Below are 23,080 nucleotides of genomic sequence, written 5' to 3' on the forward strand. Positions count from 1 at the left end.
GCTTACTCCAGAGGAATGGTCAGTCGGTCGATCACGGCGCGGGTTTCGGGACGCACCCCACGCCACCAGGCAAACGCTTCCGCCGCCTGCTCGACCAGCATGCCCACACCGTCGGCCAGGCGCGTCACGCCTTGTGCTTGCGCCAGACGCAGGAATGGCGTCAGGCCTTTGCCATAAGCCAACTCGTACGCCAGCCGCGTCGCGCCCAACACATCAGCAGGCAACGGCGGCAGTTCACCGGTAAGGCTTGCAGAGGTGGCATTGACAACGATGTCGAACGCCTGCCCTTCCAGCTCCTCGTAGCGGCTGATACGTAGCAGCGGATGGTCCAGTTCATTGCGCAAGGACACCGCCTTGGCCATGTCGCGGTTGGCGATCACCAGCTCGCTCGGGCCCGCTTGCAGGAACGGCAGTAGTGCTCCACGAACCGCACCACCAGCGCCGAGTACCAGCACCCGACGGTTGCGCAGCGGCTCTGCAAGGTTCTCTTCGATATCCCGCAACAAGCCGATGCCATCGAAGTTCTCGGCGAAGATATGGCCATCCTCGAACTTCAGCGCATTGGCCGCCCGTGCCAGCTGAGCCCGCTCGCTGCGCCGGTCGGCCAGCTCGAAAGCGCGCAACTTGAATGGCGCGGTGATGTTCATGCCCAGCCCGCCATCGCTGCGAAATTGCAGCACCTGGGTCTCGAACCCCTCGAGCTCGCCCTCGATGGCACCATACGCCAGGGTCTGGCCGCTGGCCTGGGCAAACAGGCCGTGGATCAAGGGGGATTTTGTGTGATTGATCGGTCGCCCGATCACTGCATAGCGGTCGCTCATCGTGCATCTCCGTGGGTGAACAGCACACCGTCCGCTTGCATGGCGGTGATTTCTTCGGGGCTGAAGCCAAGCCCGGCAGCGACTTCGGCATTATGCTGGCCAAGGTCCGGGGCCACCTGATGGATCGTGGTGTCGCAATCGGAAAAGCGGAACGGCAGATTGGGCAGGCGCAGGGTACCGTAGCGCGGGTGCCGCTGTTCGATGACCATGTTGCGAGCCTGGATCTGCGGGTCGGCCAGCACTTCGTCGATGCGTTGCACCTTGGCGCTGGGAATGTCGATGCCATCGAGCAGTTGCAGGATGTCGGCGACCCGACGCGCGCCGACCCAATCGCGGACCACTGCGAGAATCGCTTCGCGATGTGCATTGCGGCCATTGAGGTGATGGTAGCGGCTATCGCTACCGAACCCGGACGGGCCGCCATTGGCCTCGACCATGGCGGCAAAGCGCTGCCAGGCATCGTCGACCTGGGCGGCGATGACCAGGTCGCCATCGGCTGCGCGGAAGACGCCATAGAGGGTCGAGGTCGGCATGTCATGGCCGGTCTGCTCCGGTAGCACCTTGCCGTCGGACAACGTGTAGCACTGCACCGCATACTCGTGCATCGACACCAGCGTGTCGTACAGGGCCATGTCGATATGTTGTCCGCGTCCAGAGCTTACCCTGCCCAGCAACGCCGCGTTGATCGCCGCAACAGCATGAATACCGGTGTACATGTCGCCCAGGGAAATGCGCAGCAACGGGGGCGCCTCGCCCGGCACGCCAACCATCTGCATGATGCCGCTCTTGGCTTCGGCAATCAGCCCGAAGCCGGCGCGGTGAGCATCCGGTCCGGTGTGACCGTAGGCTGAGATCGAGCAGTACACCAGGCGCGGGTTGCGCGCCGACAACTCGGCATAGCCAAGACCAAGCTTATCCAGCGCACCCGGGCGATAGTTTTCGATGAACACGTCGGCCGAATCGGTCAGGCGTTGCATGAAGGCCTTGCCACGCGGGTCCTTCATATTGACGCTGACGCCCTGCTTGCCCATGTTCAGCTGCAGGAAGTAGCCGCTCTGCTGCTCATCCAGGGTAAACGCATGCTGGCGGCCGGCATCGCCGCTGCCGGGCCGTTCGACCTTGATCACCTCGGCACCCAGCGCGGCCAGGCAGCGCCCCACATAAGGACCGGCGAGGAAGTGGCTGTAGTCGATGACGCGGATACCTGCCAATGGCAATGCCTGGCTCATGCTTGTGCCCTCCTCGGCACCATCAGGCGGTGCTCGCCGCGCTGCACGACTTCGCCATGCTGGTTGATCAGTTCCGACGGCAGTACCACGATGCCCCACCCTGGGCGACTTTTGCTGGGACGCATCGCCCCTACGCGCATGCGGACATGCAGCACATCGTTGACCTTTATCGGCAGCACGAAATCCCAGGTCCAACCCAACGACATTCCCGGCACGAAGCGGTATTGGCACTGGGTCTTCAGGCCGTCGGCGATCGACAACCCGAACAAGCCGTGGGCGACCAGGCAGCCGAAGTGGCTGGCATTGGCGTACTCCTCATCGACATGGACTGGGGTGTGGTCGCCGGTGAGGTCGGCGTAGGCCAGGATGCGCTCGCGAGTTACCGTGTAGGTGGGGCTGATGCACTCATCGCCTTCGCGGGCGTCGTCCCAGAATTTTTCCACTACGCTCATGCCGATACCTCCGCACGCGGGTCGATGGCCAGTGCCTGGGCGACGCACTTGGCCGGCGAGGCCTGGATGAACTCCACCGCCAGGCCGTCGGGCAGGCGCAGCCAGTTGCGACCCTGAGACATTTCGCTGACACCGAAGCGTTGGGCTGCGGCCAGGGCGGCTTCGAGGTCCTCGCACATGATGCCCAGGTGGGCCAAGCGCCCCTCCGGCCCGGCGAAGTCCGGCTGGTGAATGAACTGCAGGCCACCCAGCGTCCAGTACTGCGTCGGCAGCTCGACGTCGCCCTGCACTTCCCGCATGGTCATGCCGCACACTTCATTGAAGAAACGGATATGCCACTGAATGTCCCGCACCCAGAAGGCAACGTGTTCGAGATAGGCTTTCGGCTGGCTCATGGATTATCCCTTTTCTGGTGATCGGCCATCGCGCGTTCGATGCCCTTGATACAGGCCACCAAGGTCGCGTTGACGGGGGTGGCAACGCCATGACGCTGGCCCCAGCGCACGACGGAGCCGTTGATGAAGTCGATTTCGGTGATCGAGCCCTTTTCCAGGCTCTGCAGCATCGAGGTGCGGAAGCTCGCCGGCAGGCCCTCGGCAGCCAGTCTCCATGCCGCTTCGGGACTGGTCAGGCTCAGGCGGATGCCGGCCCGCTCGGCGACGGCAATGGCCTCGGCCACGGCAGCCTTTGCGGTGCATTCGAGCAGCGGCTCGCTGTACAGCTGGCCATAGCTGAGCATGGTGATGCCGCTCAACGCGCCAGTCGCGACGTTGACCAGCAGCTTGTCCCACATGGTGCCAAGGATGTTGTCGCTGACCGTGGTGGCCAGTCCGGCGCCGTTGAACGCCTCTGCAATGGCTTGCACGCGTGGCGTCATCTGGCCGTCGAGCTCGCCAATGAAGGTCTGCTTGCCTGCCACCCCGGCCCGGATCGATCCGGGTGCCAGCAGCACGCCGCCGACATAGGTCTTGCCGGCCAGCACCCGCTCGCGGCCCACGGCCTCGGCCAGGATGTCCTCATGGCCGAGGCCATTCTGCAGCGACAGCACCAGCGTTTGTGGCCCGAACAGTGCAGTGCCGCCAGCGATGGCATCGGCGGTGTGGAACGACTTGACCAACACCACCACCAGGTCGACCGCGCCAATGTCTTGGGCGTCAGTCGTCGCGTTGACCCGCACTGAGCGCTCGCCGCGTTCGTCCTGCACCTGCAGCCCGTTCAGGTTCATCGCCTCGACATGCGCACGGCCACGGTTCAGCAGCCAGGTTTCATGCCCTGCCTCGCTCAAGGCCGCGCCAATGGCGCAGCCCAGGGCACCGGCACCCAGAATGCAGATTTTCACGTCGCAGACCTCCTGTGATTTGCGACCACCTTATGCAGACGGGCTTATTTAGACTATACAATGCGCTCAATACCACTATTGAGAATCGCAATAATGAGTACATTGGAGGCTCTGCCTGAGCCGAAACTGCTGCAGCTGTTCGACGTGCTGTATCACTGCCGCAGCGTTACCCGCGCGGCCGAGCAGCTCGGTCAGAGTCAGCCGACCATCAGCATCTGGCTGGCGCGGCTGCGCGAACAATTGAACGACCCGCTGTTCGTGCGCACGCCGACCGGCATGGCACCTACGCCACGCGCCGATCAGTTGATCGGCCCCTGCCGGGAAGTCCTGGAATCCCTGCGCCGCCTGACCGCCTGGGAACCACAATTCATTCCAGCCACGGCGCAGCGTCGCTTTCGCCTGTGCGTCAGTGATGCCAGCCATATCACCTTGCTGCCCAGCATTCTCAACCACCTGCGCTCACATGCGCCGGGAATTCGCCTGGAGGCGGCACGTATCGATGGCAATACTGAAAGCGCATTGGAGTCCGGCGAGGCGGACCTAGCGATCGGTTTCGTACCATGGCTGGGTGGAGGGATGTATCAACAGGTGCTGTTCGACCAGGACTGGGTGTGCCTGAGCAATCCGCAGCATCCACGCCTGGCACATGGGATGAATGTGGCGCGCTACCGCGCCGAAGGGCATGTCCAGGTCAGCGCCGGCACCGGGCAGAAATTGCTGGAGGCCGGCTTGGCGCGCGCGGGCATCGAACGCAGGATCATGCTGGAGCTGCCGGCGTTCCTGGGGTTGGGGATGATCGTCGGGTCGACGGACTTGGTGGCCACGTTACCCCGCCATATCGGGCAAACTCTCGCCGAAATGCATGGGCTGCGCCTGCATGACTGTCCGTTTGCAGTCGAGGGATTCACGGTCAAGCAGCATTGGCATGCCCGGTATCACCAGGACAGCGGGAATCGGTGGTTGAGGGAGGTCGTCCGGGGATTGTTCCAGTCAGGGAAAGGTTAGCTTCAGGAGCAACAGTCCGCTGAACCAGGGTTGCCAGCGCTGCCATGTAGGAACAATTGCCGTCGCACCGCGAGCGCATCCAAATAGCGCTTCCCGCGAAGACACCCACACTCCAGGAAGGAACACTCAGATGCCGTACCGACTTGCCATCTTCGACTTTGACGGCACGCTCGCAGATTCATTTCCCTTCTTTGTCCGGGTGTTCAACCAAGTCGCTGACCGGCACGCATTCAACCGAATTCAACCCGAAGAATTAGACAGTCTGCGCAAACTGGGGGCACGGGAGATCATGTCCCATATCGCAATGCCCCGCTGGAAGCTGCCTTTCGTAGCGCGGACATTCATGAGTCTGATGAACAACAATCGAAGCTCGATCCCGCTTTTCGATGGAATCGCCGATACGCTAAGCCATCTGGATGAGCAAGGACTGATGCTCGCGGTGGTCTCTTCCAACGCCAAAGACAATGTCACGCAGATCCTGGGCGCCAGCTGTCGACATTTCCGCGCCTTCGAGTGCGGGGCATCCATTTTCGGCAAGGCATCACGCTTGCGCCGGGTCATGCGCAAGTGTGGGGTTACGCCAGAAGAAGTTATCTATATAGGCGACCAGCCTACAGATGGCGAAGCAGCATCGGCTGCAGGCATTGCGTTTGGCGCGGTTGCTTGGGGATATGGGACCCATGAAGCATTCCATGATCTTCCATCCCACGAGTGGTTTGCCGATGTAAGCCAATTAAGGCGACTGACCGGAAACCCTCTGCTGCTGCCATGCATACCCACGCGCTGACGTGTAGCCCGCAAAAAAGCTGTCGGCTGCGGTGAGGTATCAGATTCGTCTGATTAAGCTAGCGGCGGCCCTTGACATAACTTGGCGCATCCATTTACCGAGCATGCACCATGCAAATTTCAAGGCGAACTTATGAACAAGCAAGCAAGCAAGCATTATAGCGCTCGAAGCGTAATTGCCGCAAGCCTATTTTTAACTATTTCCGCGTGTACATTACCCGCTCGTGACAACTCGGACGAAATCCATAATACATCAGAAACCCTTCATTTAAAGGAAGCCTATGATCGCTTGACATTCGAACACCCTGAATTTAATTGGAAATACGTTGAGGGACTCGCCGAATGATAAAGCCGATCAAATACCTGGTAGCTTGCATTATTGCGACACCCTCGCTTTCGTTCGCCGCCTGCGAATTTTTCGAGGGCCACTCCCAGAAACAAATCACCGTAAGCATACCCTCAACGCTTTCCATCCCCCGAGACGCAGAAAACAACACCGTTATCTACGAGTCTCCAGCCCAGACCTTTTCCGGTAACGCGTCGTACACCTGTTCCACTACCTTCACCACCGGAATAGTAAACAACGTCGGCAGCAACGCACCGACGAAAAACTACTTCCCCATCGGCAATACGGGGCTTTCGTGGCAGTGGATCTATCAGGACGCGCCCTATAACGGATTCGGTGGTGGATCAATTAGAACCCCGGGCGGGTATGGATTCAACACCACGAAGAACGCGTTGCGCATCATAAAAACCGGCGACATCCCGTCAGGTACGACGATACCTGCTGGCACCTTGGGATATATACAAGTCGAAACATCAGCCGTCAGACCGCTAGCGATGATAATAGACAAAAGTCCATCCATCGTACCTCAGTCATGTGAAACGCCGAACATAGCGGTGGAGATGGGCGAATACAATCTAAGTGTCTTTGCCAGCGAAGGCAACGCCACCCCACCCAAACACTTCGAAATAAAACTGAACAACTGCCCCAGCGGAATCAAAAAAGTCAGTTATCGCTTGACTGCCACTTCAGGTTCGCCAGCGGTAAATGGGCAACTCGGGATAATAGAACTGAACAAGGGTTCAACCGCCAAAGGCATCGCGCTTCAACTACTTGACAGCAACCAGGCACCTCTACAACTCGACAAAACTTATGTTTTCAACGAATACTCAACCCTCGGCGGAAATTTCTCCATCCCCATGAGCGCGAAGTACATACGCACGCTGCCTAACGGCAGCGCGGGTCAATACGATGACGGTATGAGCGCGGGCTCTGCTAGTAGTGAAGTGACGTTCGTCATGAGTTATCTGTGACTCACGGTGCGCGTCAAGGACATTGTCATACCCGGTTGGCCGGCTCGCCCTTATGGGCTCATCGACCGCCCCACAGGCAGGCTGGGCCACCGTAGGCAATAGACAGCAGCACACCATCGCGTATCAGCACACATCATTTTTAGCCGCCGTCGGACCAGCACATCAGCCACAAAACCTCGACCAAATCCGCCTATGGGGCCTTGCGTACACAGAGGAAAAGCGAAACTCGCTAGGTCACGGAGCCAGAGACCGATTGGCGCAGCGTGAAACCTGACGGGGCCTGTTGTACAGAACGTCACAGTCGGTCAATGAAAATACAGCCAATACGGCGCTTATACTATCTACTTTGGCCGTTTAGACATCCAAGCAATGAAAAATACCTGTACAAGGTACTTTCTTTGTACAGGTATTAAGGCAATACTCCCTGCACCGAGGATCGCTCGTACGCTCCCAGCCTGTCGGCATGAAGCCGTACCGCCATGTTATTCCTTCTGCAGGAGGTGCCAGCCTTGTCTATACAACTCATACCTGTTGAGCCTCAACGACCTCATGGCTGCCGCAGCTGCAAGGATAACGCTGGCATTGACTTCGACTTCACCATGGCGTTCCAGCCCATTGTCGACACCCGCGCCCACTGTGTTTTTGCGTATGAATCTCTGGTCCGGGGTAAAGATGGCGCTGGCGCACAGGCCGTATTGCAAAAAGTAAATGACTCAAACAGATATAAATTTGATCAAGCGTGTCGTGTCAAAGCGGTGGAACTTGCTGCGAGAGCCGGCATGCCAAGCTGCTTGAGCATCAATTTTCTACCCAATGCTGTGTACCAAGCAGAGGCCTGCATTAGAACCACCCTCCTTGCCGCAGAAAAATACAATTTTCCCATTGAAAAAATAATATTTGAAGTTACTGAAAATGAGAGCATCGCAGACAAAGCACACATAAAAAAAATCATGGAATCCTATAAAAAACAAGGCTTTAGAACGGCAATCGATGACTTCGGCTCCGGGCACTCCAATCTCAATTTACTGGCCAGCTTTCAACCCGACATCCTCAAGATCGACATGGAACTGATAAGAGACATCCATAGCAGCAAGGCCAAGCAAGTTATCACCAAGGGCATTGTAAGCGTCTGCCGAGACCTCAACATACAAATCATCGCCGAAGGGATCGAGTGCGTTGAGGAATTTGATACGCTTCAGGCACTCGAGATACACCTGTTCCAAGGGTTCTTTTTCGCAAAGCCAAAACTTGAATCCCTTCCTGAGATTGCATGGCCCTAGCAGCGAAACCTAATAGGAGTCATCCATGGACAGCGCGATAGACTTCAACGCTGTAATAGCGCTCACACTGGACTACTTAAAACTTCATTTCACACACGCAGAATGGAGCATTGTTCGCGTGGGTGCCGATGAAGCCCCCAAGGCGAGCGGCAGTCATTTCGAACACCCCACGCTCGACGCCGAACTGCAAGCCATCACGAATAAAATACGCGCCGACCTCTTGGTCAATGATGTTCACGCGCCGGGAGGGGTCATACAACATGCATTATCAGGCGAGCACGGCGACACTACGCAGACTACACAGTACGTTGCCATACCCCTACTCCACTATCCGCCTATGCTCTACGGATTTATTTATGGAAGATCGGTAGATCGCAACCTATTGGAAAACCGTGCCGACCTCAGACTGCTGGAACTTATTGCGTCGCTTCTAAGTAGCTTACTGCATGCTGAAACACAAGCAGATTTCCAGGCGCGCCGCGCCGAGCGTTTCGAAACCCAGGCGTACACTGATGCTATGACCAACCTGTTCAACCGAGCAGCATGGGAACAACTCTTGCACCAGGAAGAACTGCGCTGCGAACGCCAAGAAACACCCTGCGCTGTCATCGTGATTGACCTGGACGACCTCAAGCAAACCAATGACGCCGAAGGGCATTATGCCGGAGATCAGCTTATCAAACGGGCCGCTACCTCGTTACTTCAAGCTTCACGCAAAGAGGATATCGTTGCCCGACTCGGCGGCGACGAGTTCGGGATAATTGCCACCCACTGCAACGAATATGACGGCGCGTGCTTATTGCAGCGAATTAGAGACTTGTTCAAAAAAGAAAAAATCAATGCCTCAATCGGAATGGCGCCACGCCAACCGTCTGGCTCACTAAAAAAGGCGTTCATCCGGGCTGACCAAGCGATGTACAAAGAAAAGCGTGTAAAGCGTGGTTCCGCAACGGCGCGAACCTTAGAAAACCCGTTTACGCCGGGTCACCAAACGGTCTGATTTAGCCACTGCATGGGTGCCATTATGTTTAACAAACGTCTAAAGTGCGAATTGGATGATGCCTTGTCAACGCTCCGGTCCCAGGAGGCCAGAGAAACAGCCATCAGTCGCTCGACGGCGACCATTGAGTTCACACCGGAAGGCATTATAACGAACGCCAATCAAAACGTATTGCATGCAATGGGTTACACGCTGGATACGCTGATTGGCCAACACCACGACATCCTTTGCCCGAACGACGATACCCACAGTGTCGGGCATGAGGGCTTCTGGAGAACATTGCGAGACGGGGAATATATCCGCGACCGCGTCCCCTTCCGCAGCCGCCAAGGTGAAACGCTCTGGCTTGAGGCAACCTACAATCCAATTTTTTCGGCGGACGGTCGCGTCAGTCGCATACTGATGCTCGCAAACGACATAACAGAGCACGTCAGGCGCGAGCAAGAGCAACGCAACGTCCTAGAGGCCATGAGTCGATCGATGGCCATGATCGCGTTTGACCCAGACGGATATGTACTTGAAGCCAACGATAATTTTCTGCATACGCTCGGATATCGTATGCCTGAAATTCAAGGTAAACACCACCGACTCTTTTGCACTCAACAAGAGGCGCAGTCGTCGGAATACCAAGATTTTTGGGCGCACCTCAACAAGGGCGCGTTCTTTTCCGGCCGTTTTCAGAGGGTGAACCGATGCGGCGCCACCGTTTGGTTGAGCGCCACTTACAACCCGATATTTGATGCCAACAAGAAACTGTACAAGATTGTAAAATTTGCTCGCGACATTACACCGCAGGTTGAACAACAGCAAATCGAGTCAACGGCCGCCACGCTTGCCTATCAGGTCTCGAAAGAAACCGACCAACGTGCGCAGCACGGCGCCATGGTCATCAGCGAAACCGTGGCGGTGGTCCGCAGCATTGCGGGCGAACTTTCAAATGCTGCCCTCAAAATATCAGCCGTTGGTCAGCAGTCTGAAATGATCACTGGCATTGTCCAAACCATACGCGGCATCGCTGATCAGACTAATTTGCTGGCGCTAAATGCAGCCATTGAAGCGGCCCGAGCAGGCCCCCAAGGAAGAGGTTTCGCTGTCGTCGCAGATGAGGTGCGTCACCTCGCTGTTCGCACCGCCCAAGCCACCTTGGAAATCAGCGACGTTGTAAAGCGAAACCATCAATTATCGCAAGACGCTGTAAAAGGTATGCAGATGACTCAACATATGGCTGACGTCGGCGTAGGGTTAGTAGGCCAAGCCGGGGATATCATTGGGGAAATTCAAAGCGGCGCCCGCCAGGTCGTGGACACGGTCAAGCAACTCAGTGAAGCGGTAGATAAACTCTGAGCTTTTTCGTCAACTCGCTTCTTCGCCTTCACGTTGTTGCCCTGTACTCAACCGTGAGATGAGTGACTTGGTGAACAGGCTCCAATGCAGCGCGTACATCATCGACCGATAGACCTACAGAACCTTGCACACTCACGATGGCTGCTCGCGCCTGCGGCCCCACTCGCCAGACATGGAGGTCTGTAATCTTGAGCGTCCCGAACTGACTGAGCAATTCACGGATCTCCTCGGCTATATACTCATCGCTCTTGTCGAGTAGCACGGCTGCAGTATCGCGAATGAGCGACCACGCCCAGCGCGCAATCACGACAGCCCCCACTATACCCATCAACGGATCAAGCCATACCCAGCCGAGGTACTTGCCAGCCACCAGTGCGACGATGGCCATGACAGATGTCACTGCATCCGCCAGCACGTGCATATATGCGGAACGCAGGTTGTTGTCGTCGCCATGGGTGTGGGTGTGGTGATCATGGGAGTGTCCATGATGATGCGCATGCTTATGACTGCCTCCCGCGAGAATGAGGGCGCTGACAAGGTTTACGACCAAACCTATTACCGCAATGAGCGTGGCCGCCTCGAACTCCACGTGGGCAGGTTCGAAAAGGCGTACTAACGATTCAGCACCGATGCCCAAGGAGATCAACCCGAGAACGAGAGCGGACGCAAAACCGCCAAGGTCACCCACTTTTCCCGTTCCAAAACTATAAGCAGCATTCTGCGAATGCTTGCGGGCAAACGCATAGGCCGCCACGGCGATACCCAGCGCGCCTGCATGAGTGGCCATGTGAAAACCATCGGCCAACAGGGCCATCGAACCGGTGATGTATCCGGCAGCTATTTCTCCCACCATCATGGCAAGGGTCAGCCCTACAACCCACAAGGTGCGCTTGGCATTTTCATCGTGTCCAGCACCCAGGAAATCATGGCTGTGAATGGGATCGATCGTGCTCATGTGTTTCTCACTTTGAGTATCGGCGGATGGCTTCCAGGAGCGCTTCCACACCTTGCGCCCTCTCTTGATCAGTGAGACCCGCCCTGGCTACATGCTCACGGGCATGGTCCTCAACAATCTCATCAAGTAGCCCGTTGATTGCGCCACGGGTTGCAGCCACCAGATGCAGGGTTTTTGCGCAGTCAGCATCGCCCTCCAGTGCACGCTCTATAGCCTGTACTTGTCCAGCGATGCGCTTCACCCGCTTGAGCAACTCATCTTTTCCGGATTGCATGTGGGCCATAACATACCCCCCTACCCTATATTGCGTGAATGATGCGCTTGATTTTCGTTGGGAGCAAGGGAGGGTCGGCAAAAGCAGGCTGTGGTTCCACGAACCAAGTGTTACAATCCGCCACTTCAAAGCGGCGCTCGAAGCGCTGGACATCCGTGAACGTCGGCAGTACGACACCCGCCACACCTACGCAACCATGCGCCTGATGACTGGGATGAACCGTGCGTTCATCACGAACCAGCTTGGCCAAAGCGTTGAGATGTTGCCCTCTACCTACGCGTAATGGATCAGCTCCTCCTCGGACTGGAGGGAGCTGGAGAAGCTGCCGCCCCGAGTCGAATTGGCCCAGCATTGGCCCAACACTGACTAGAGGGCCTAAATACACCTCTGGAACCCCCGCAGGACAAGCACTTGATTTCTACCGCCAACATCACCATGCAATTCGGCTCCAAGCCGTTGTTCGAAAACGTCTCGGTCAAATTCAACAACGGCAACCGCTACGGCCTGATCGGCGCCAACGGCTGCGGCAAGTCCACCTTCATGAAAATCCTCGGCGGCGACCTCGAGCCGTCCACGGGTCAGGTCATGCTCGAGCCGAACACCCGTCTGGGCAAGCTGCGCCAGGATCAGTTCGCCTATGAAGAGTTCACGGTCATCGACACCGTGATCATGGGTCACAACCAGTTGTGGAAAGTCAAAGCCGAGCGCGACCGCATCTACTCGCTGCCGGAAATGACCGAGGAGGACGGCATGGCCGTCGCCGAGCTGGAAACCGAATTCGCTGAAATGGATGGCTACACTGCCGAGTCCCGTGCCGGCGAGCTGCTGCTGGGCCTGGGTATTCCGCTGGAACAGCACTTTGGACCGATGAGCGAAGTCGCGCCAGGTTGGAAGCTGCGCGTGCTGCTGGCACAGGCGCTGTTCTCGGATCCGGACGTGCTGCTGCTGGACGAACCGACCAACCACCTGGACATCAACACCATCCGCTGGCTGGAGAACATCCTCACCGCGCGTAACAGCACCATGGTGATCATTTCCCACGACCGGCACTTCCTCAACAGTGTCTGCACCCATATGGCCGACCTGGATTACGGTGAACTGCGCCTGTTCCCGGGCAACTACGACGAGTACATGACCGCCGCCACCCAGGCCCGTGAGCAGTTGCTGGCCGACAACGCCAAGAAGAAGGCCCAGATCGCTGAACTGCAGACCTTCGTCAGCCGCTTCTCGGCCAACGCCTCCAAGGCCAAGCAAGCCACCTCGCGCGCCAAGCAGATCGACAAGATCCAGTTGGCCGAGGTCAAGCCTTCAAGCCGTGTCAGCCCGTTCATCCGCTTCGAGCAGACCAAGAAGCTGCACCGCCAGGCCGTGACCGTCGAGAAAATGGCGAAAGCTTTCGACGACAAGGTGCTGTTCAAGGACTTCAGTTTCACGATCGAAGCCGGCGAGCGTGTGGCGATCATCGGTCCGAACGGTATCGGCAAGACCACCTTGCTGCGTACCCTGGTCGGTGAAATGACCCCGGACAAGGGTGAAGTGAAGTGGACCGACAGCGCCGAAGTGGGCTACTACGCCCAGGATCACGCGCACGACTTCGAAGACGACATGAGCCTGTTCGACTGGATGGGCCAGTGGACCACCGGCGAGCAGGTGATTCGCGGCACCTTGGGCCGGATGCTGTTCTCCAACGACGAGATCCTCAAGTCGGTGAAGGTCATTTCCGGTGGCGAACAGGGCCGCATGCTGTTCGGCAAACTGATCCTGCAAAAACCGAACGTACTGGTCATGGACGAACCGACCAACCACCTGGACATGGAGTCGATCGAGGCACTGAACCTGGCGCTTGAGAACTATCCAGGCACGCTGCTGTTCGTCAGCCACGACCGCGAGTTCGTGTCGTCGCTGGCCACTCGCATCATCGAACTGACCCCCACTGGCGTGGTGGACTTCAGCGGCACCTACGATGACTACCTGCGCAGCCAGGGCGTCGTAGTCTGAGCCGACCGCACAAGGGCCGCACCGCGGCCCTTTTTTGCGCCCCGGCCCAGCGGGCAAGGCTCGCAATCAAATAATCATTAGCCTGCTTTCATTTCCGTCGCGCAACGGCCATGATGAATCCACGCCCACCGCCCGCCCGCGAACGAGCCCATGACCGCGCAACAACCCTCCCCCAGCACCCGCGCCAACCTCACGCTACAGATCCTGTCGATCGTTTTCTACACCTTCATCGCCTTCCTCTGCATTGGCTTACCGATTGCGGTGCTGCCCGGCTACGTGCATGACCAATTGGGCTTTGGCGCGGTAATCGCCGGGGTGACCATCGGCCTGCAGTACCTGGCCACCCTCCTCAGCCGTCCCTTCGCTGGGCGTGTGGCCGATACCTTGGGTGGCAAGCGTGCCATTGGCTACGGACTGTTCGGGATTGCCGGCTGCGGGGTATTGACGTTGCTGTCGGCCTGGACGCTTGCACTTCCCGTGCTGAGCCTGTTGCTGCTGCTGGCTGGACGGGTGCTGCTGGGCGTGGCCCAGGGGCTGATTGGGGTGGCGACATTGAGCTGGGGCATCAGCCAGGTAGGTGCGGAGCATACGGCCAGGGTGATTTCCTGGAACGGCATCGCCTCCTACGGCGCCATTGCCATCGGTGCGCCGGTGGGCGTGCTGGCCGTGGACGGCCTTGGCTTCAGTGTGCTGGGCCCGGCGCTGTTGCTGCTTGCGCTGTCGGCCTTGCTGGCATTGCGCAAGCGCCCGGATGTGGTGGTGGTCCGTGGTGAACGCCTACCGTTCTGGTCGGCTTTCGGGCGCGTCGCGCCCTGCGGCCTGGGGCTGACACTGGCCTCGATCGGTTATGGCACCCTGACCACCTTCGTCACCCTTTATTACCTTGAGCGTGGCTGGATTGGCGCAGCGTGGTGCCTGAGCGCATTCGGCCTGTGCTTCATCGTTTCGCGGCTGCTGTTCGTCAACGCGGTCAACCGCTTTGGCGGCTACAACGTGGCCATCGCCTGCATGGCCACCGAAGTGGTCGGTTTGGGCCTGTTGTGGCTCGCCCCTTCGCCGCCCTGGGCACTGCTGGGGGCGGGCCTGACCGGCTTCGGGCTTTCACTGGTGTATCCGGCGCTGGGGGTCGAGGCCATCAAGCAGGTGCCCAGCAGCAGCCGAGGTGCCGGACTGGGCGCTTACGCGGTGTTCTTCGACCTGGCCCTGGCCATCGCCGGCCCAGTCATGGGCGCGGTCGCCGTGCACTTGGGCTACGCCTCGATCTTTTTCGTCGCGGCCCTGCTCGCCCTGTCAGGGGTGGGCCTGATCCTGCTGCTGGCCCGGCGCAACAACGGCGGTTGAGCGCCCTGCGGGCAGCGGCGCGCCCAGTGCCTGGCTGAAAAATGCAGCAGTGTCACGCGTTAGCGAGCGATGGATATGCCGGCGGTCGACACCGTCGGCATCCTTGCACAGCACTGGCATGCGAGCGTGCTGCTCTTCGTCGCAGCGGGCCATGAACACGAAATGCCCAGCGCCGGCCAACAAGCGGTAATCCGGGGTGAGCGGAAGCTTACGGGCAAGGGCCTCGGCATTCCGGTCCAGCGCCACCAATTGGTCGCTGTCACCGCTGAAGATCAATGCCGGCACCTTTACGCCAGCCAGGGCGTGACGGCCAAACATCAGGCTAAGCGGTGCCATCAGCATCACCGCGCCTATCCGTGTATCTGGCTGGGGGCTCAGTTCGCTACGGTCGGCTATCAATACACCATGGGTCTTGCAGGCATCGGCATCGTCTGGGCGCTCCAGGCAGTAGCGCCTCAGCCGGTCCAGATCTGGCTGCGCGCCCGACAGAATCAGCGCCGTTTCACCGCCGGCCGAATAGCCAATCACACCCACTTTGCCGTCATTCAGGTAGGGCCCCAGCAACCGATCGACACGGGCGGCGGTGATGGCGGCACTGACCTGCAACGGACGACCATAGAGGTTGCTCAGGGTGCCCAGGCGGCTGTGGTCGCGGGCGTTGTCGCCTGGGTGAATCACCGCCACCACGACGAACCCCTGGTGCGCCAGGGCCGTTGCCAAGTAATGCAGCGCCAGCGGGCTTCCGGTGTTGCCATGGGACAGTACCAGCAAGGGAAATTGACCCAAAGCGACCGGGGCCTCTTCGGCCACCCGGATCGGGTAGCCATCGATACGATTGGTGCGAGGCTCGCCTGTGGACGGGTAGAACGCCAGGGCCTGCATCGGACGGGCATCGACAGGATCGTCCAGGGTCATGCGGTGCAGCCCAACGTTCCAAGGCTGCGCCTCGGCGCGGGGCAGCAGCCCCCCCAGCAGGACCAGCGCCAACAAGATTCGGAAGGTGCTCATCGGCCCGCCACCCCTGCGAAGCAAAAGGATGACGCCAGCATAGATCCAGGATCGTCCGGGGCGGATGAAACCTAAATGAAAAAACGGCTGACACCCCAGGTGGCAGCCGTTTTCTAATTGCCTCAGCGGATCACGCGGCGGCGAACAGCTCGTTGGCGATCTGCGCCTGAGCGTCGTCAATTGCCTTGCTGCGCTGCTCCGGACCGTAGGCCAGGCCGTGGGCGCGGACGATTTCCAGGTCGGTGATACCGATGAAGCCGAGGAACACTTTGAGGAAGTCCTCATGACCGGCACCGGTCGCTTGGCCGGCGTGAAGGCCGCCTGCAGTGGATACCAGGACCACTTTCTTGTCGCCGCACAGGCCTTCAGGGCCGGCTTCGGTGTAGCGGAAGGTCTTGCCGGCGACGGCAACACGGTCGATCCAGGCTTTGAGCTGGGTCGGCACGGTGAAGTTGTACATAGGGGCGCCGATCACCACAGCGTCGGCGGCCAGGAACTCTTCCAGGGTTTCGGCGCTGAGCTTGGCTTCGAACGCCTGGGCCGCATCGCGCATGTCTTCAGGGGTACCGGCTGCAACCAAGGTCGCGGCGGAGAAGTGGGCGATGGCGTCGGCGGCCAGGTCGCGGTAGACCACTTCGATGCTCGGGTCGACGGCTTTCCAAGCTTCGACCACTTCGCGGCTCAGCTGACGGGAGGCGGAATTGTCGCCCAGGATGCTCGAATCGATATGCAACAGTTTCATGGGACTCTCCTGTGAATGAAGACCGCGGCGGTGGGCGATCACGATGGAGAGAATCCTACCGGGGCAGCCAATGGCTGATAAGGCAGCAAAAATGCGTTAGTTTGTCCTATGGATAGGACAGTGAGACAGGACCATGCAAGACCTCAATGACCTCTTTTACTTCGCCCGCGTGGTTGACGCCGGGGGGTTCGCGGCGGCAGGACGCCAGCTGGGCATCCCCAAGTCACGCTTGTCGCGACGCATCGCCGAGCTGGAGGAACGTCTGGGCACACGCCTGCTGCAACGCACCACCCGCCAGCTCAAGCTCACCGCCGTGGGCGAACGGTACCTGCATCATTGCCAGGCCATGCTGCTGGAGGCCGAGGCGGCCGACGAGGTGGTGGCGAGCATGAGCAGCGAGCCGCGTGGCCGACTGCGGGTTTCCTGCCCGGTCGCCTTGGCCCATGCCTTCTTGCCGGACGTGGTCAGTCGTTTTCTGGCGCACTACCCTCAGGTACAACTGGACATGGTGCTGCTCAACCGCCGGGTCGATCTGATTTCCGAGGGTATCGACGTGGCCCTGCGGGTCCGCGATCTGGGCGATGAGGACCCTGCGCTGGTCACCCGTCGTTTGCGCCAGGCACAGATGCAGCTGGTGGCGGCTCCTGGCTTCGCCGACCACATTCGCGACCCCGCCGAACTGGCCACCCTGCCAGTCCTGGGTGCAGCAGAGGCCGACAGGCTGGTGCACTTTCGTCTGCACGGCCCAAACGGCCAACAGCAGGAGATTGCGCTGGAGCCGCGCCTGGCCATCGACGACTTCGTGGTGCGAAGCGCAGCCGTCCGCGCCGGGCTCGGCTTCTCGGCCTTGCCAAGCATGTTCTGTGAGGAACAGCTTGAACGAGGCGAACTGGTCAGGCTGCTGCCCGACTGGTCGCTGCCTGGTGGCTATCTGCAGGCGGTGTACCCTCACCGGCGGGGTCTGCTTCCAGCGGTACGGGCCTGGATCGATCATCTGGCGGCGTCGTTCGAGGCCTGTGGGGAACGTTATGTCTAGGCAGCACATGACCGAAGACCAGGTCGTGACCTTCTGCCTGGGCTTGCCGGGTGCACGGGAAGACTACAAGTGGGGGGGTGTCCGGGTGTTTTCGGTAGCCGGTAACAAGATGTTCGCGGTGCTGGATCTGGCCGGTGCAGGGCTGTCGTTCAAGGTGGCGGACGACATCTTTCTGGGCTACTGCGACCGACCCGGCGTCCGCCCGGCACCTTACCTGGCGCGGGCAAAGTGGATCAGCATGGCGCCACCCTACCCCATGGGCCGGGATGAGCTGTGCGATTTGCTGCAACGCTCGCACCAGCTAGTGGTGAAACGCCTGCCAAAACGGCTGCAGGTTGGCCTGGTGATGTGAACCGATCGCTGGCAAGCCGAGGCTCCAGGTAACGCGACGACTTCAAGAAGGACGCGCCCCTGGAGGAGCGACCTTGGGTCGCGAAAGGGCTGCAAGCAGCCCCCGGCAACGCCGCCATCAAAACAACGAGAAAAGCTGCTGATTCAGGAACAGGTAATCCACCCAGAATACCTGGTGCAGCAGCACGATGCCCCAGAACACCAGCTGGTAGGAAACCTTCCGAGTCTTGTGCCGAAACAGTTGTTGGGCCACCAGTGCTCCAGGCCAGCCCCCTAGAAGCTCGCTGACATGCAACACCTTCTCAGGCGTACGCCAGGCTTGGGCGCGCGCCTGGTGCTTGTCCTGCCAGTACAGCAGCAGGCAGATCAAGCTCGCCGCCGGATAGACGGCTAGCGGCCACCAGGCTTGCCCACCCCAAGCCATCTGGGCCACGCCAATTCCTGGCAGCAGGCACAATGCGCCCAAAACCAGCAGCTTGAAGCGGGCATGGCGTACCCCCTCCTCACGAGCGGCGCCATACTGCCCCTTGGCTTGCGTGCGTGCCATATCAGCCGTGCGCCGTCGACCAGTCGACCCAGCCGAACTGCCAGGTGGCCAGAATCAGCAGGCCAAAGGCAATGCGGTACCAGGCGAACACTGCATAGCTGTGATTGGCGATGAACTTCAACAAGCCTCGCACGGCGATCATGGCGAAAATGAACGAAGTCACGAAGCCGATGGCGAAGACTGGCAAGTCGCTGGGCTGGAACAGATCGCGGTACTTGTAGCCTGAATACACCGCCGCCCCCACCATGGTGGGCATGGCCAGGAAGAAGGAGAACTCGGTAGCGGCCTTGCGCGACAGACCGAAGATCAAGCCGCCGATGATGGTCGAACCGGAGCGGGAAGTGCCGGGGATCATGGCCAGGCACTGGATGAAGCCGATTTTCAGCGCATGGCTCCAGCGCATGTCGTCGACGTGATCGACCTCGACGCGGTGGTCGCGGCGCTCGGCCCACAGCATGATGAACCCACCGACCACCAGCGCAGCAGCCACGGTGATCGGGTTGAACAGGTATTCATGAATCAGGTCGGCGAACAACACACCGAGCACCACCGCAGGCAGGAAGGCCAGCAGCAGGTTACCGGTGAAGCGTCGCGCGGTGGGCTGGCGGGTCAGCCCAAAGACCACATCGAGGATCTTGCGTCGGAATTCCCAGACCACCGCCAGGATCGCCGCCAACTGGATGATGATGTTGAACGCCATGGCCCGCTCGCCACCGAAGCCGATCAGGTCGGCGACGATAATCTGGTGGCCGGTACTGGAAATCGGCAGAAACTCCGTGAGTCCCTCGACCACACCTAAGATGATTGCCTGGAAGGCAGTCCAAAAATCCATCGTTCCCCCGGGTGGAGCACTGCTCTGTGCAGGCCCCTAGTTCTTGATTTGCTTGTGATTTGCCGCACGCGGCGCGGCTGTTTTACAGCGACTGTTGGTGGCAATGCCAGTCGAAAAGTTCACGCTGCCTAAAGGTTTCATCTTGGGCGGCCGAAATCCTAACAGAGACGCCCTGCGATCGCTTGCCTGAACAGCGGCAGAGTAGCCCGGATCTAGCACTTAGCCATTAGTCGAGTGGGGGGCGACGGCAAAGCGTGTTTGGATGCACCTGAATAACAAGAAAAACGCGGGAGTAACCTTCATGAAGACCTTGAGGTCGATGTCGATCAGCCGCCGCTTGTGGCTGATACTGCTGGTGGCCGTGGCAATGCTGGTAGTGCTGGGCTTGTTGATGCTGCGCCAGATCCACGGCGACCTTTACCAGGCCAAGGCGGAGAAGACCCGCCATGTGGTCCAGACTGCCGCAGGTGTGCTGGCCTACTACCAGGGGCTGGAGGCTGCCGGAAGCCTCAGCCGCGAGGCGGCCCAACAGCAGGCCCTGCAAGTGGTGCGTGGGCTGCGCTATGACCAGAATGACTACTTCTGGATCAACGACCTGGGGCCGAAAATGATCATGCACCCGGCCAACCCCAAACTCGATGGCCAGGACCTTTCGGCCATCCGAGACCCAGACGGTTTCGCCGTTTTCAACGAAATGGTCGCCCTCGCCCGCAGCCAGGGCGCAGGCCCGGTCAACTACCGCTGGCCCAAGCCGGGCGCCACCGATCCGGTGGCCAAGACCTCCTACATTCAATTGTTCAAGCCTTGGGGCTGGATCATCGGTTCGGGTGTGTACGTCGACGATGTGCAGGCCGAATTCGCCCGTCAGTTGCGCGACGCCACCCTGGTCGGCCTGGGCATCGCCCTGTTGATGGCGCTTGTGGTGATGCTCATTGCCCGCAGCATTGCCCGCCCACTGCAGGAAGCCGTTCAAGCCATGGGCAATATTGCCAGTGGCGAGAGCGACCTGACCCGGCGTCTGGACACCCACGGCCGTGACGAGATCACCCACCTGGGCGAGCATTTCAACCGCTTCAACGGCAAATTGCAGGGGGTCGTCGGCCAACTGCAAGGTGCCGCCCATGCCTTGGCCCAGTCCGCAGGACAAGTCGGTGACAATGCTGGAGCCGCGCAACAGCGCAGCGCCCAGCAGTCGCTGCAGATGGACCAGGTGGCGACTGCCGTGAACGAAGTCACTTACGCCGTGCAGGACGTGGCCAAGACCGCCGAGCAAGCGGCCGGCGAGATGCGCGCTGCGCAACAGCAGGTGGAGCATGGCCAGCAAGCGATTCACGGCAGCCTGCAGCAGATCGACAGCCTGTCACAGACCATCGATCAGGCCGTGCAGGTGATCCGGGAACTGGCCGGGCACAGCAGCAAGATCGGCGGTGTACTCGATGTGATCCGCTCGATCGCCGAGCAGACCAACCTGCTGGCCCTGAATGCTGCGATCGAGGCAGCCCGCGCGGGCGAACAAGGCCGTGGTTTTGCCGTGGTTGCCGACGAAGTGCGCCTGCTGGCCCAGCGCACGGCTCAGTCGACCGCGGAAATCCATACCATGATCGAGCATTTGCAGGGCCAGTCGGATGCCGCGGTCAAAGCCATCGACACCAGCAGCGAGGCCTCCCGCCAGACGGTTCAGCAGGCCCGAGAAGCCGGCACCAGCCTGGATGCGATCAGCCACGCGCTGCACAACCTCACCGCACTCAATGCCTCCATCGCCAGTGCCACCTTGCAGCAGTCGCATGTCGTCGAGGAAATCAACCGCAACGTGCTGGATACTGCCGGTTTGTCACAGCAGACCGCCGACGCTGCCCGCCAGTCGAGCGATGCTGGGGAGGCACTGGCCCGCTTGAGCGAGGAGCTGGAGCAGCTGCTGCGTCAATTCAGGGTTTGAACCGCGTCTGCGAAGGGCCGCGAGGCGGCCCCGACAGGGACTGATGCGAGGGCTATGCCCTCGATCGCAGGCTACGCCCGCGCCCCCGCAGCTTCTTCGAATCGATGAGCTTTCGTTGTTCGGTCAGAGCCGGCAGCCAAGCGGTTCACAAAGCCTTGTCACTCATCGCCCCCCACGGGCTACAATCGCGCCCCCTCCCATTCCAAGGATCGCCGATGTCCGGCCTTGAGCTCATCGCCGCCGTGCTCGGCGTAATCGCCGTCTGGCTCACCGTCAAACAAAATGCCTGGTGCTGGCCGATTGGCCTGGTGATGGTGCTGATCTATGCCTGGCTGTTCCATGAGGTCAAACTGTACTCGGGCATGCTCCTGCAAGTGGCCTACGCTGCGCTGCAGCTGTATGGCTGGTGGCAATGGCTGCGCCCGGATCGCGCCGAAGATGCACGCAAGGTGTCCCGCCTGGGGGGGCCTGCCGTAGGTCACAGCCTGTTGGCCGGCCTTGTGTTGAGCCTGGCGCTGGGCGCGGCGATGGCCCGGTGGACCGATGCTGCCCTGCCCTGGCTGGACGCCACCTTGACCGGTTTCAGCTTGGTGGCGCAGGTATGGATGGCGCAGAAGCGCCTGCAGTGTTGGCCGTTGTGGGTGGTGGTCGATGTGGTGTACGTCGGTCAATACCTGCATCAACAGCTGTACTTCACTGCTGGATTCTTCGCCGTGCTGACCGTCATCGCTGTGCGCGGCTGGATGGAGTGGCGTCGTGATCCGGCGTTGGTGGCGCAATGAAAGTCGTAGTGCTGTGTGGTCCGGAATCCAGTGGTAAAAGCTGGCTAAGTCGAGTGCTTCAGGCTCGCTTCGGCGGCCTTGTCGTGCCGGAATACGTGCGCTACTTCATCGACCAGGAGGGCCGCGATACCTGCTACGCCGACATCCCCACCATCGCCCGCGGGCAACTGGCGTGGGAAGATGACGCTCGCGCCCGCCAGCCTCGTTTGTTGATCCTCGATACCCACTTGCTCAGCAACCTGTTATGGAGCCGGGCACTGTTTGGCGATTGCCCGGCCTGGATCGAGCAGGCCCTGCTGGAGCGCGACTACGACCTGCATCTGTTGCTCGACCCGGAGGGTGTCGACTGGGTGGACGATGGCCAGCGCTGCCAGCCCCAACTGAGTGAGCGCCAAGGTTTTTTTGCCGACAGCCTAGGCTGGCTGCAACGCCACGAACAAGTTTGGCAGGTCGTCGGCGGCGACTGGCCAACCCGCAGCGCCGCCGCATTGGACGCTGTCGGCCAACTGCTCGCAACCCCGTGATGTGTTAAGCCCCTGAGACACCAAGGCAAGCCATGGTTCCCGTGCTTGCGCGCTTTCCGCAAATGCCGGGGTGAGTGTTACGCCGCTGATACAACCCCGCCAAAGCCGCTTGGGGCAGGGCCACAACCAGAAAAAGCTGTTCTTGGCCTGCCCCGTGTCTCGTCGCTGATACAGCTAAATG

25 protein-coding genes and 1 pseudogene are annotated in these 23,080 nt (G+C 59.9%); 15 read left to right on the forward strand and 11 right to left on the reverse strand.

Annotated elements, in window-relative coordinates; all coding sequences use genetic code 11:
- Window positions 1-2: 2 nt before the first annotated feature.
- The 5 genes from aroE to P3R38_RS13360 are packed head-to-tail and all read right to left on the reverse strand — an operon-like array spanning window position 3 to window position 3,841.
- Complete coding sequence (gene aroE / locus P3R38_RS13340; RefSeq protein ID WP_027907348.1) at window positions 3-821, reverse strand: shikimate dehydrogenase; 819 nt, start codon at window positions 819-821, stop codon at window positions 3-5.
- On the reverse strand, window positions 818-2,050 hold the full coding sequence (locus tag P3R38_RS13345; protein ID WP_104883846.1) for a CoA transferase: 1,233 nt from the start codon (window positions 2,048-2,050) through the stop codon (window positions 818-820). The genes aroE and P3R38_RS13345 overlap by 4 nt, the downstream gene beginning before the upstream one ends.
- The gene (locus tag P3R38_RS13350) at window positions 2,047-2,502 is read right to left on the reverse strand and encodes a MaoC family dehydratase (protein ID WP_023380777.1); all 456 of its coding nucleotides are present in this window, start codon (window positions 2,500-2,502) and stop codon (window positions 2,047-2,049) included. The genes P3R38_RS13345 and P3R38_RS13350 overlap by 4 nt, the downstream gene beginning before the upstream one ends.
- Window positions 2,499-2,897 (reverse strand): glyoxalase/bleomycin resistance/dioxygenase family protein, encoded by a 399-nt coding sequence (locus P3R38_RS13355; protein ID WP_023380778.1) that lies wholly within the window; start codon window positions 2,895-2,897, stop codon window positions 2,499-2,501. The genes P3R38_RS13350 and P3R38_RS13355 overlap by 4 nt, the downstream gene beginning before the upstream one ends.
- Window positions 2,894-3,841, reverse strand: a complete 948-nt coding sequence (locus P3R38_RS13360) for a 2-dehydropantoate 2-reductase (protein WP_023380779.1) — start codon at window positions 3,839-3,841, stop codon at window positions 2,894-2,896. Before P3R38_RS13360 ends, P3R38_RS13355 begins: the two co-directional genes overlap by 4 nt.
- A 93-nt stretch (window positions 3,842-3,934) precedes the next feature.
- Here P3R38_RS13360 and P3R38_RS13365 point away from each other — a divergent pair, with 93 nt between their 5' ends.
- From P3R38_RS13365 to P3R38_RS13395, 7 genes are all read left to right on the forward strand, one after another.
- Window positions 3,935-4,846: a LysR family transcriptional regulator gene (locus P3R38_RS13365; RefSeq protein WP_023380780.1), complete on the forward strand. Its 912-nt coding sequence runs from the start codon at window positions 3,935-3,937 to the stop codon at window positions 4,844-4,846.
- 130 nt (window positions 4,847-4,976) lie between these two features.
- Window positions 4,977-5,633: an HAD hydrolase-like protein gene (locus tag P3R38_RS13370; protein WP_023380781.1), complete on the forward strand. Its 657-nt coding sequence runs from the start codon at window positions 4,977-4,979 to the stop codon at window positions 5,631-5,633.
- Between the two features lie 132 nt (window positions 5,634-5,765).
- Window positions 5,766-5,978 (forward strand): hypothetical protein, encoded by a 213-nt coding sequence (locus P3R38_RS13375; RefSeq protein ID WP_277686235.1) that lies wholly within the window; start codon window positions 5,766-5,768, stop codon window positions 5,976-5,978.
- The gene (locus tag P3R38_RS13380) at window positions 5,975-6,949 is read left to right on the forward strand and encodes a fimbrial protein (RefSeq protein ID WP_277686238.1); all 975 of its coding nucleotides are present in this window, start codon (window positions 5,975-5,977) and stop codon (window positions 6,947-6,949) included. Before P3R38_RS13375 ends, P3R38_RS13380 begins: the two co-directional genes overlap by 4 nt.
- A 509-nt stretch (window positions 6,950-7,458) precedes the next feature.
- On the forward strand, window positions 7,459-8,229 hold the full coding sequence (locus P3R38_RS13385; RefSeq protein WP_347176200.1) for an EAL domain-containing protein: 771 nt from the start codon (window positions 7,459-7,461) through the stop codon (window positions 8,227-8,229).
- 25 nt (window positions 8,230-8,254) lie between these two features.
- Window positions 8,255-9,229, forward strand: a complete 975-nt coding sequence (locus P3R38_RS13390) for a GGDEF domain-containing protein (protein ID WP_277686239.1) — start codon at window positions 8,255-8,257, stop codon at window positions 9,227-9,229.
- 24 nt (window positions 9,230-9,253) lie between these two features.
- Window positions 9,254-10,573 (forward strand): PAS domain-containing methyl-accepting chemotaxis protein, encoded by a 1,320-nt coding sequence (locus tag P3R38_RS13395; RefSeq protein WP_277686240.1) that lies wholly within the window; start codon window positions 9,254-9,256, stop codon window positions 10,571-10,573.
- 28 nt (window positions 10,574-10,601) lie between these two features.
- Here P3R38_RS13395 and dmeF read toward each other — a convergent pair whose 3' ends face one another.
- Both dmeF and P3R38_RS13405 read right to left on the reverse strand, forming a co-directional pair.
- On the reverse strand, window positions 10,602-11,528 hold the full coding sequence (dmeF, locus tag P3R38_RS13400; RefSeq protein ID WP_277686241.1) for a CDF family Co(II)/Ni(II) efflux transporter DmeF: 927 nt from the start codon (window positions 11,526-11,528) through the stop codon (window positions 10,602-10,604).
- 7 nt (window positions 11,529-11,535) lie between these two features.
- A complete protein-coding gene (locus P3R38_RS13405; RefSeq protein ID WP_027907343.1) occupies window positions 11,536-11,811 on the reverse strand; it encodes a metal/formaldehyde-sensitive transcriptional repressor in 276 nt (91 codons plus the stop codon).
- Between P3R38_RS13405 and P3R38_RS25115 the strand changes: the two are divergent.
- The 3 genes and pseudogenes from P3R38_RS25115 (at window position 11,801) to P3R38_RS13415 (ending at window position 15,141) form a co-directional block, all read left to right on the forward strand.
- A pseudogene (locus tag P3R38_RS25115) lies at window positions 11,801-12,172 on the forward strand (integrase). The gene P3R38_RS13405 and the pseudogene P3R38_RS25115 sit on opposite strands and share 11 nt — an antisense overlap.
- Before the next feature lie 41 nt (window positions 12,173-12,213).
- Window positions 12,214-13,800 carry an ABC-F family ATPase gene (locus P3R38_RS13410; RefSeq protein ID WP_277686242.1) on the forward strand — a complete coding sequence of 529 codons (1,587 nt, stop codon included), beginning with the start codon at window positions 12,214-12,216 and terminating at the stop codon, window positions 13,798-13,800.
- Between the two features lie 150 nt (window positions 13,801-13,950).
- Window positions 13,951-15,141 carry an MFS transporter gene (locus P3R38_RS13415; protein ID WP_023380791.1) on the forward strand — a complete coding sequence of 397 codons (1,191 nt, stop codon included), beginning with the start codon at window positions 13,951-13,953 and terminating at the stop codon, window positions 15,139-15,141.
- Here the strand turns inward: P3R38_RS13415 and P3R38_RS13420 are convergent.
- Both P3R38_RS13420 and P3R38_RS13425 read right to left on the reverse strand, forming a co-directional pair.
- Window positions 15,091-16,149, reverse strand: a complete 1,059-nt coding sequence (locus P3R38_RS13420) for a dienelactone hydrolase (RefSeq protein ID WP_277686243.1) — start codon at window positions 16,147-16,149, stop codon at window positions 15,091-15,093. The two genes, P3R38_RS13415 and P3R38_RS13420, sit on opposite strands and share 51 nt — an antisense overlap.
- A 130-nt stretch (window positions 16,150-16,279) precedes the next feature.
- Entirely contained in the window at window positions 16,280-16,891 is a 612-nt protein-coding gene (locus tag P3R38_RS13425; RefSeq protein ID WP_023380793.1) for an FMN-dependent NADH-azoreductase, read from the reverse strand.
- A gap of 133 nt (window positions 16,892-17,024) precedes the next feature.
- Between P3R38_RS13425 and P3R38_RS13430 the strand changes: the two genes are divergently transcribed.
- On the forward strand, window positions 17,025-17,927 hold the full coding sequence (locus P3R38_RS13430; protein WP_023380794.1) for a LysR substrate-binding domain-containing protein: 903 nt from the start codon (window positions 17,025-17,027) through the stop codon (window positions 17,925-17,927).
- Entirely contained in the window at window positions 17,920-18,279 is a 360-nt protein-coding gene (locus tag P3R38_RS13435; RefSeq protein ID WP_104881699.1) for an MmcQ/YjbR family DNA-binding protein, read from the forward strand. The genes P3R38_RS13430 and P3R38_RS13435 overlap by 8 nt, the downstream gene beginning before the upstream one ends.
- 117 nt (window positions 18,280-18,396) lie before the next feature.
- On the opposite strand, the gene P3R38_RS13440 is transcribed toward P3R38_RS13435, so the two are convergent.
- Window positions 18,397-18,825 (reverse strand): DUF1294 domain-containing protein, encoded by a 429-nt coding sequence (locus P3R38_RS13440; RefSeq protein ID WP_027907340.1) that lies wholly within the window; start codon window positions 18,823-18,825, stop codon window positions 18,397-18,399.
- A 1-nt stretch (window position 18,826) separates the two neighbouring features.
- Window positions 18,827-19,657: an undecaprenyl-diphosphate phosphatase gene (locus P3R38_RS13445; protein ID WP_104883837.1), complete on the reverse strand. Its 831-nt coding sequence runs from the start codon at window positions 19,655-19,657 to the stop codon at window positions 18,827-18,829.
- Between the two features lie 301 nt (window positions 19,658-19,958).
- Between P3R38_RS13445 and P3R38_RS13450 the strand changes: the two genes are divergently transcribed.
- From P3R38_RS13450 to P3R38_RS13460, 3 genes are all read left to right on the forward strand, one after another.
- Complete coding sequence (locus tag P3R38_RS13450; protein WP_023380798.1) at window positions 19,959-21,593, forward strand: methyl-accepting chemotaxis protein; 1,635 nt, start codon at window positions 19,959-19,961, stop codon at window positions 21,591-21,593.
- A 215-nt stretch (window positions 21,594-21,808) separates the two neighbouring features.
- Window positions 21,809-22,375 (forward strand): nicotinamide riboside transporter PnuC, encoded by a 567-nt coding sequence (gene pnuC / locus P3R38_RS13455; protein ID WP_023380799.1) that lies wholly within the window; start codon window positions 21,809-21,811, stop codon window positions 22,373-22,375.
- Window positions 22,372-22,899 carry an AAA family ATPase gene (locus P3R38_RS13460; RefSeq protein WP_277686244.1) on the forward strand — a complete coding sequence of 176 codons (528 nt, stop codon included), beginning with the start codon at window positions 22,372-22,374 and terminating at the stop codon, window positions 22,897-22,899. Before pnuC ends, P3R38_RS13460 begins: the two co-directional genes overlap by 4 nt.
- The last annotated feature ends 181 nt before the right edge of the window (window positions 22,900-23,080 follow it).

The organism is Pseudomonas sp. NyZ480 (assembly GCF_029537255.1).
GTDB classification, from domain to species: Bacteria; Pseudomonadota; Gammaproteobacteria; order Pseudomonadales; family Pseudomonadaceae; genus Aquipseudomonas; species Aquipseudomonas taiwanensis.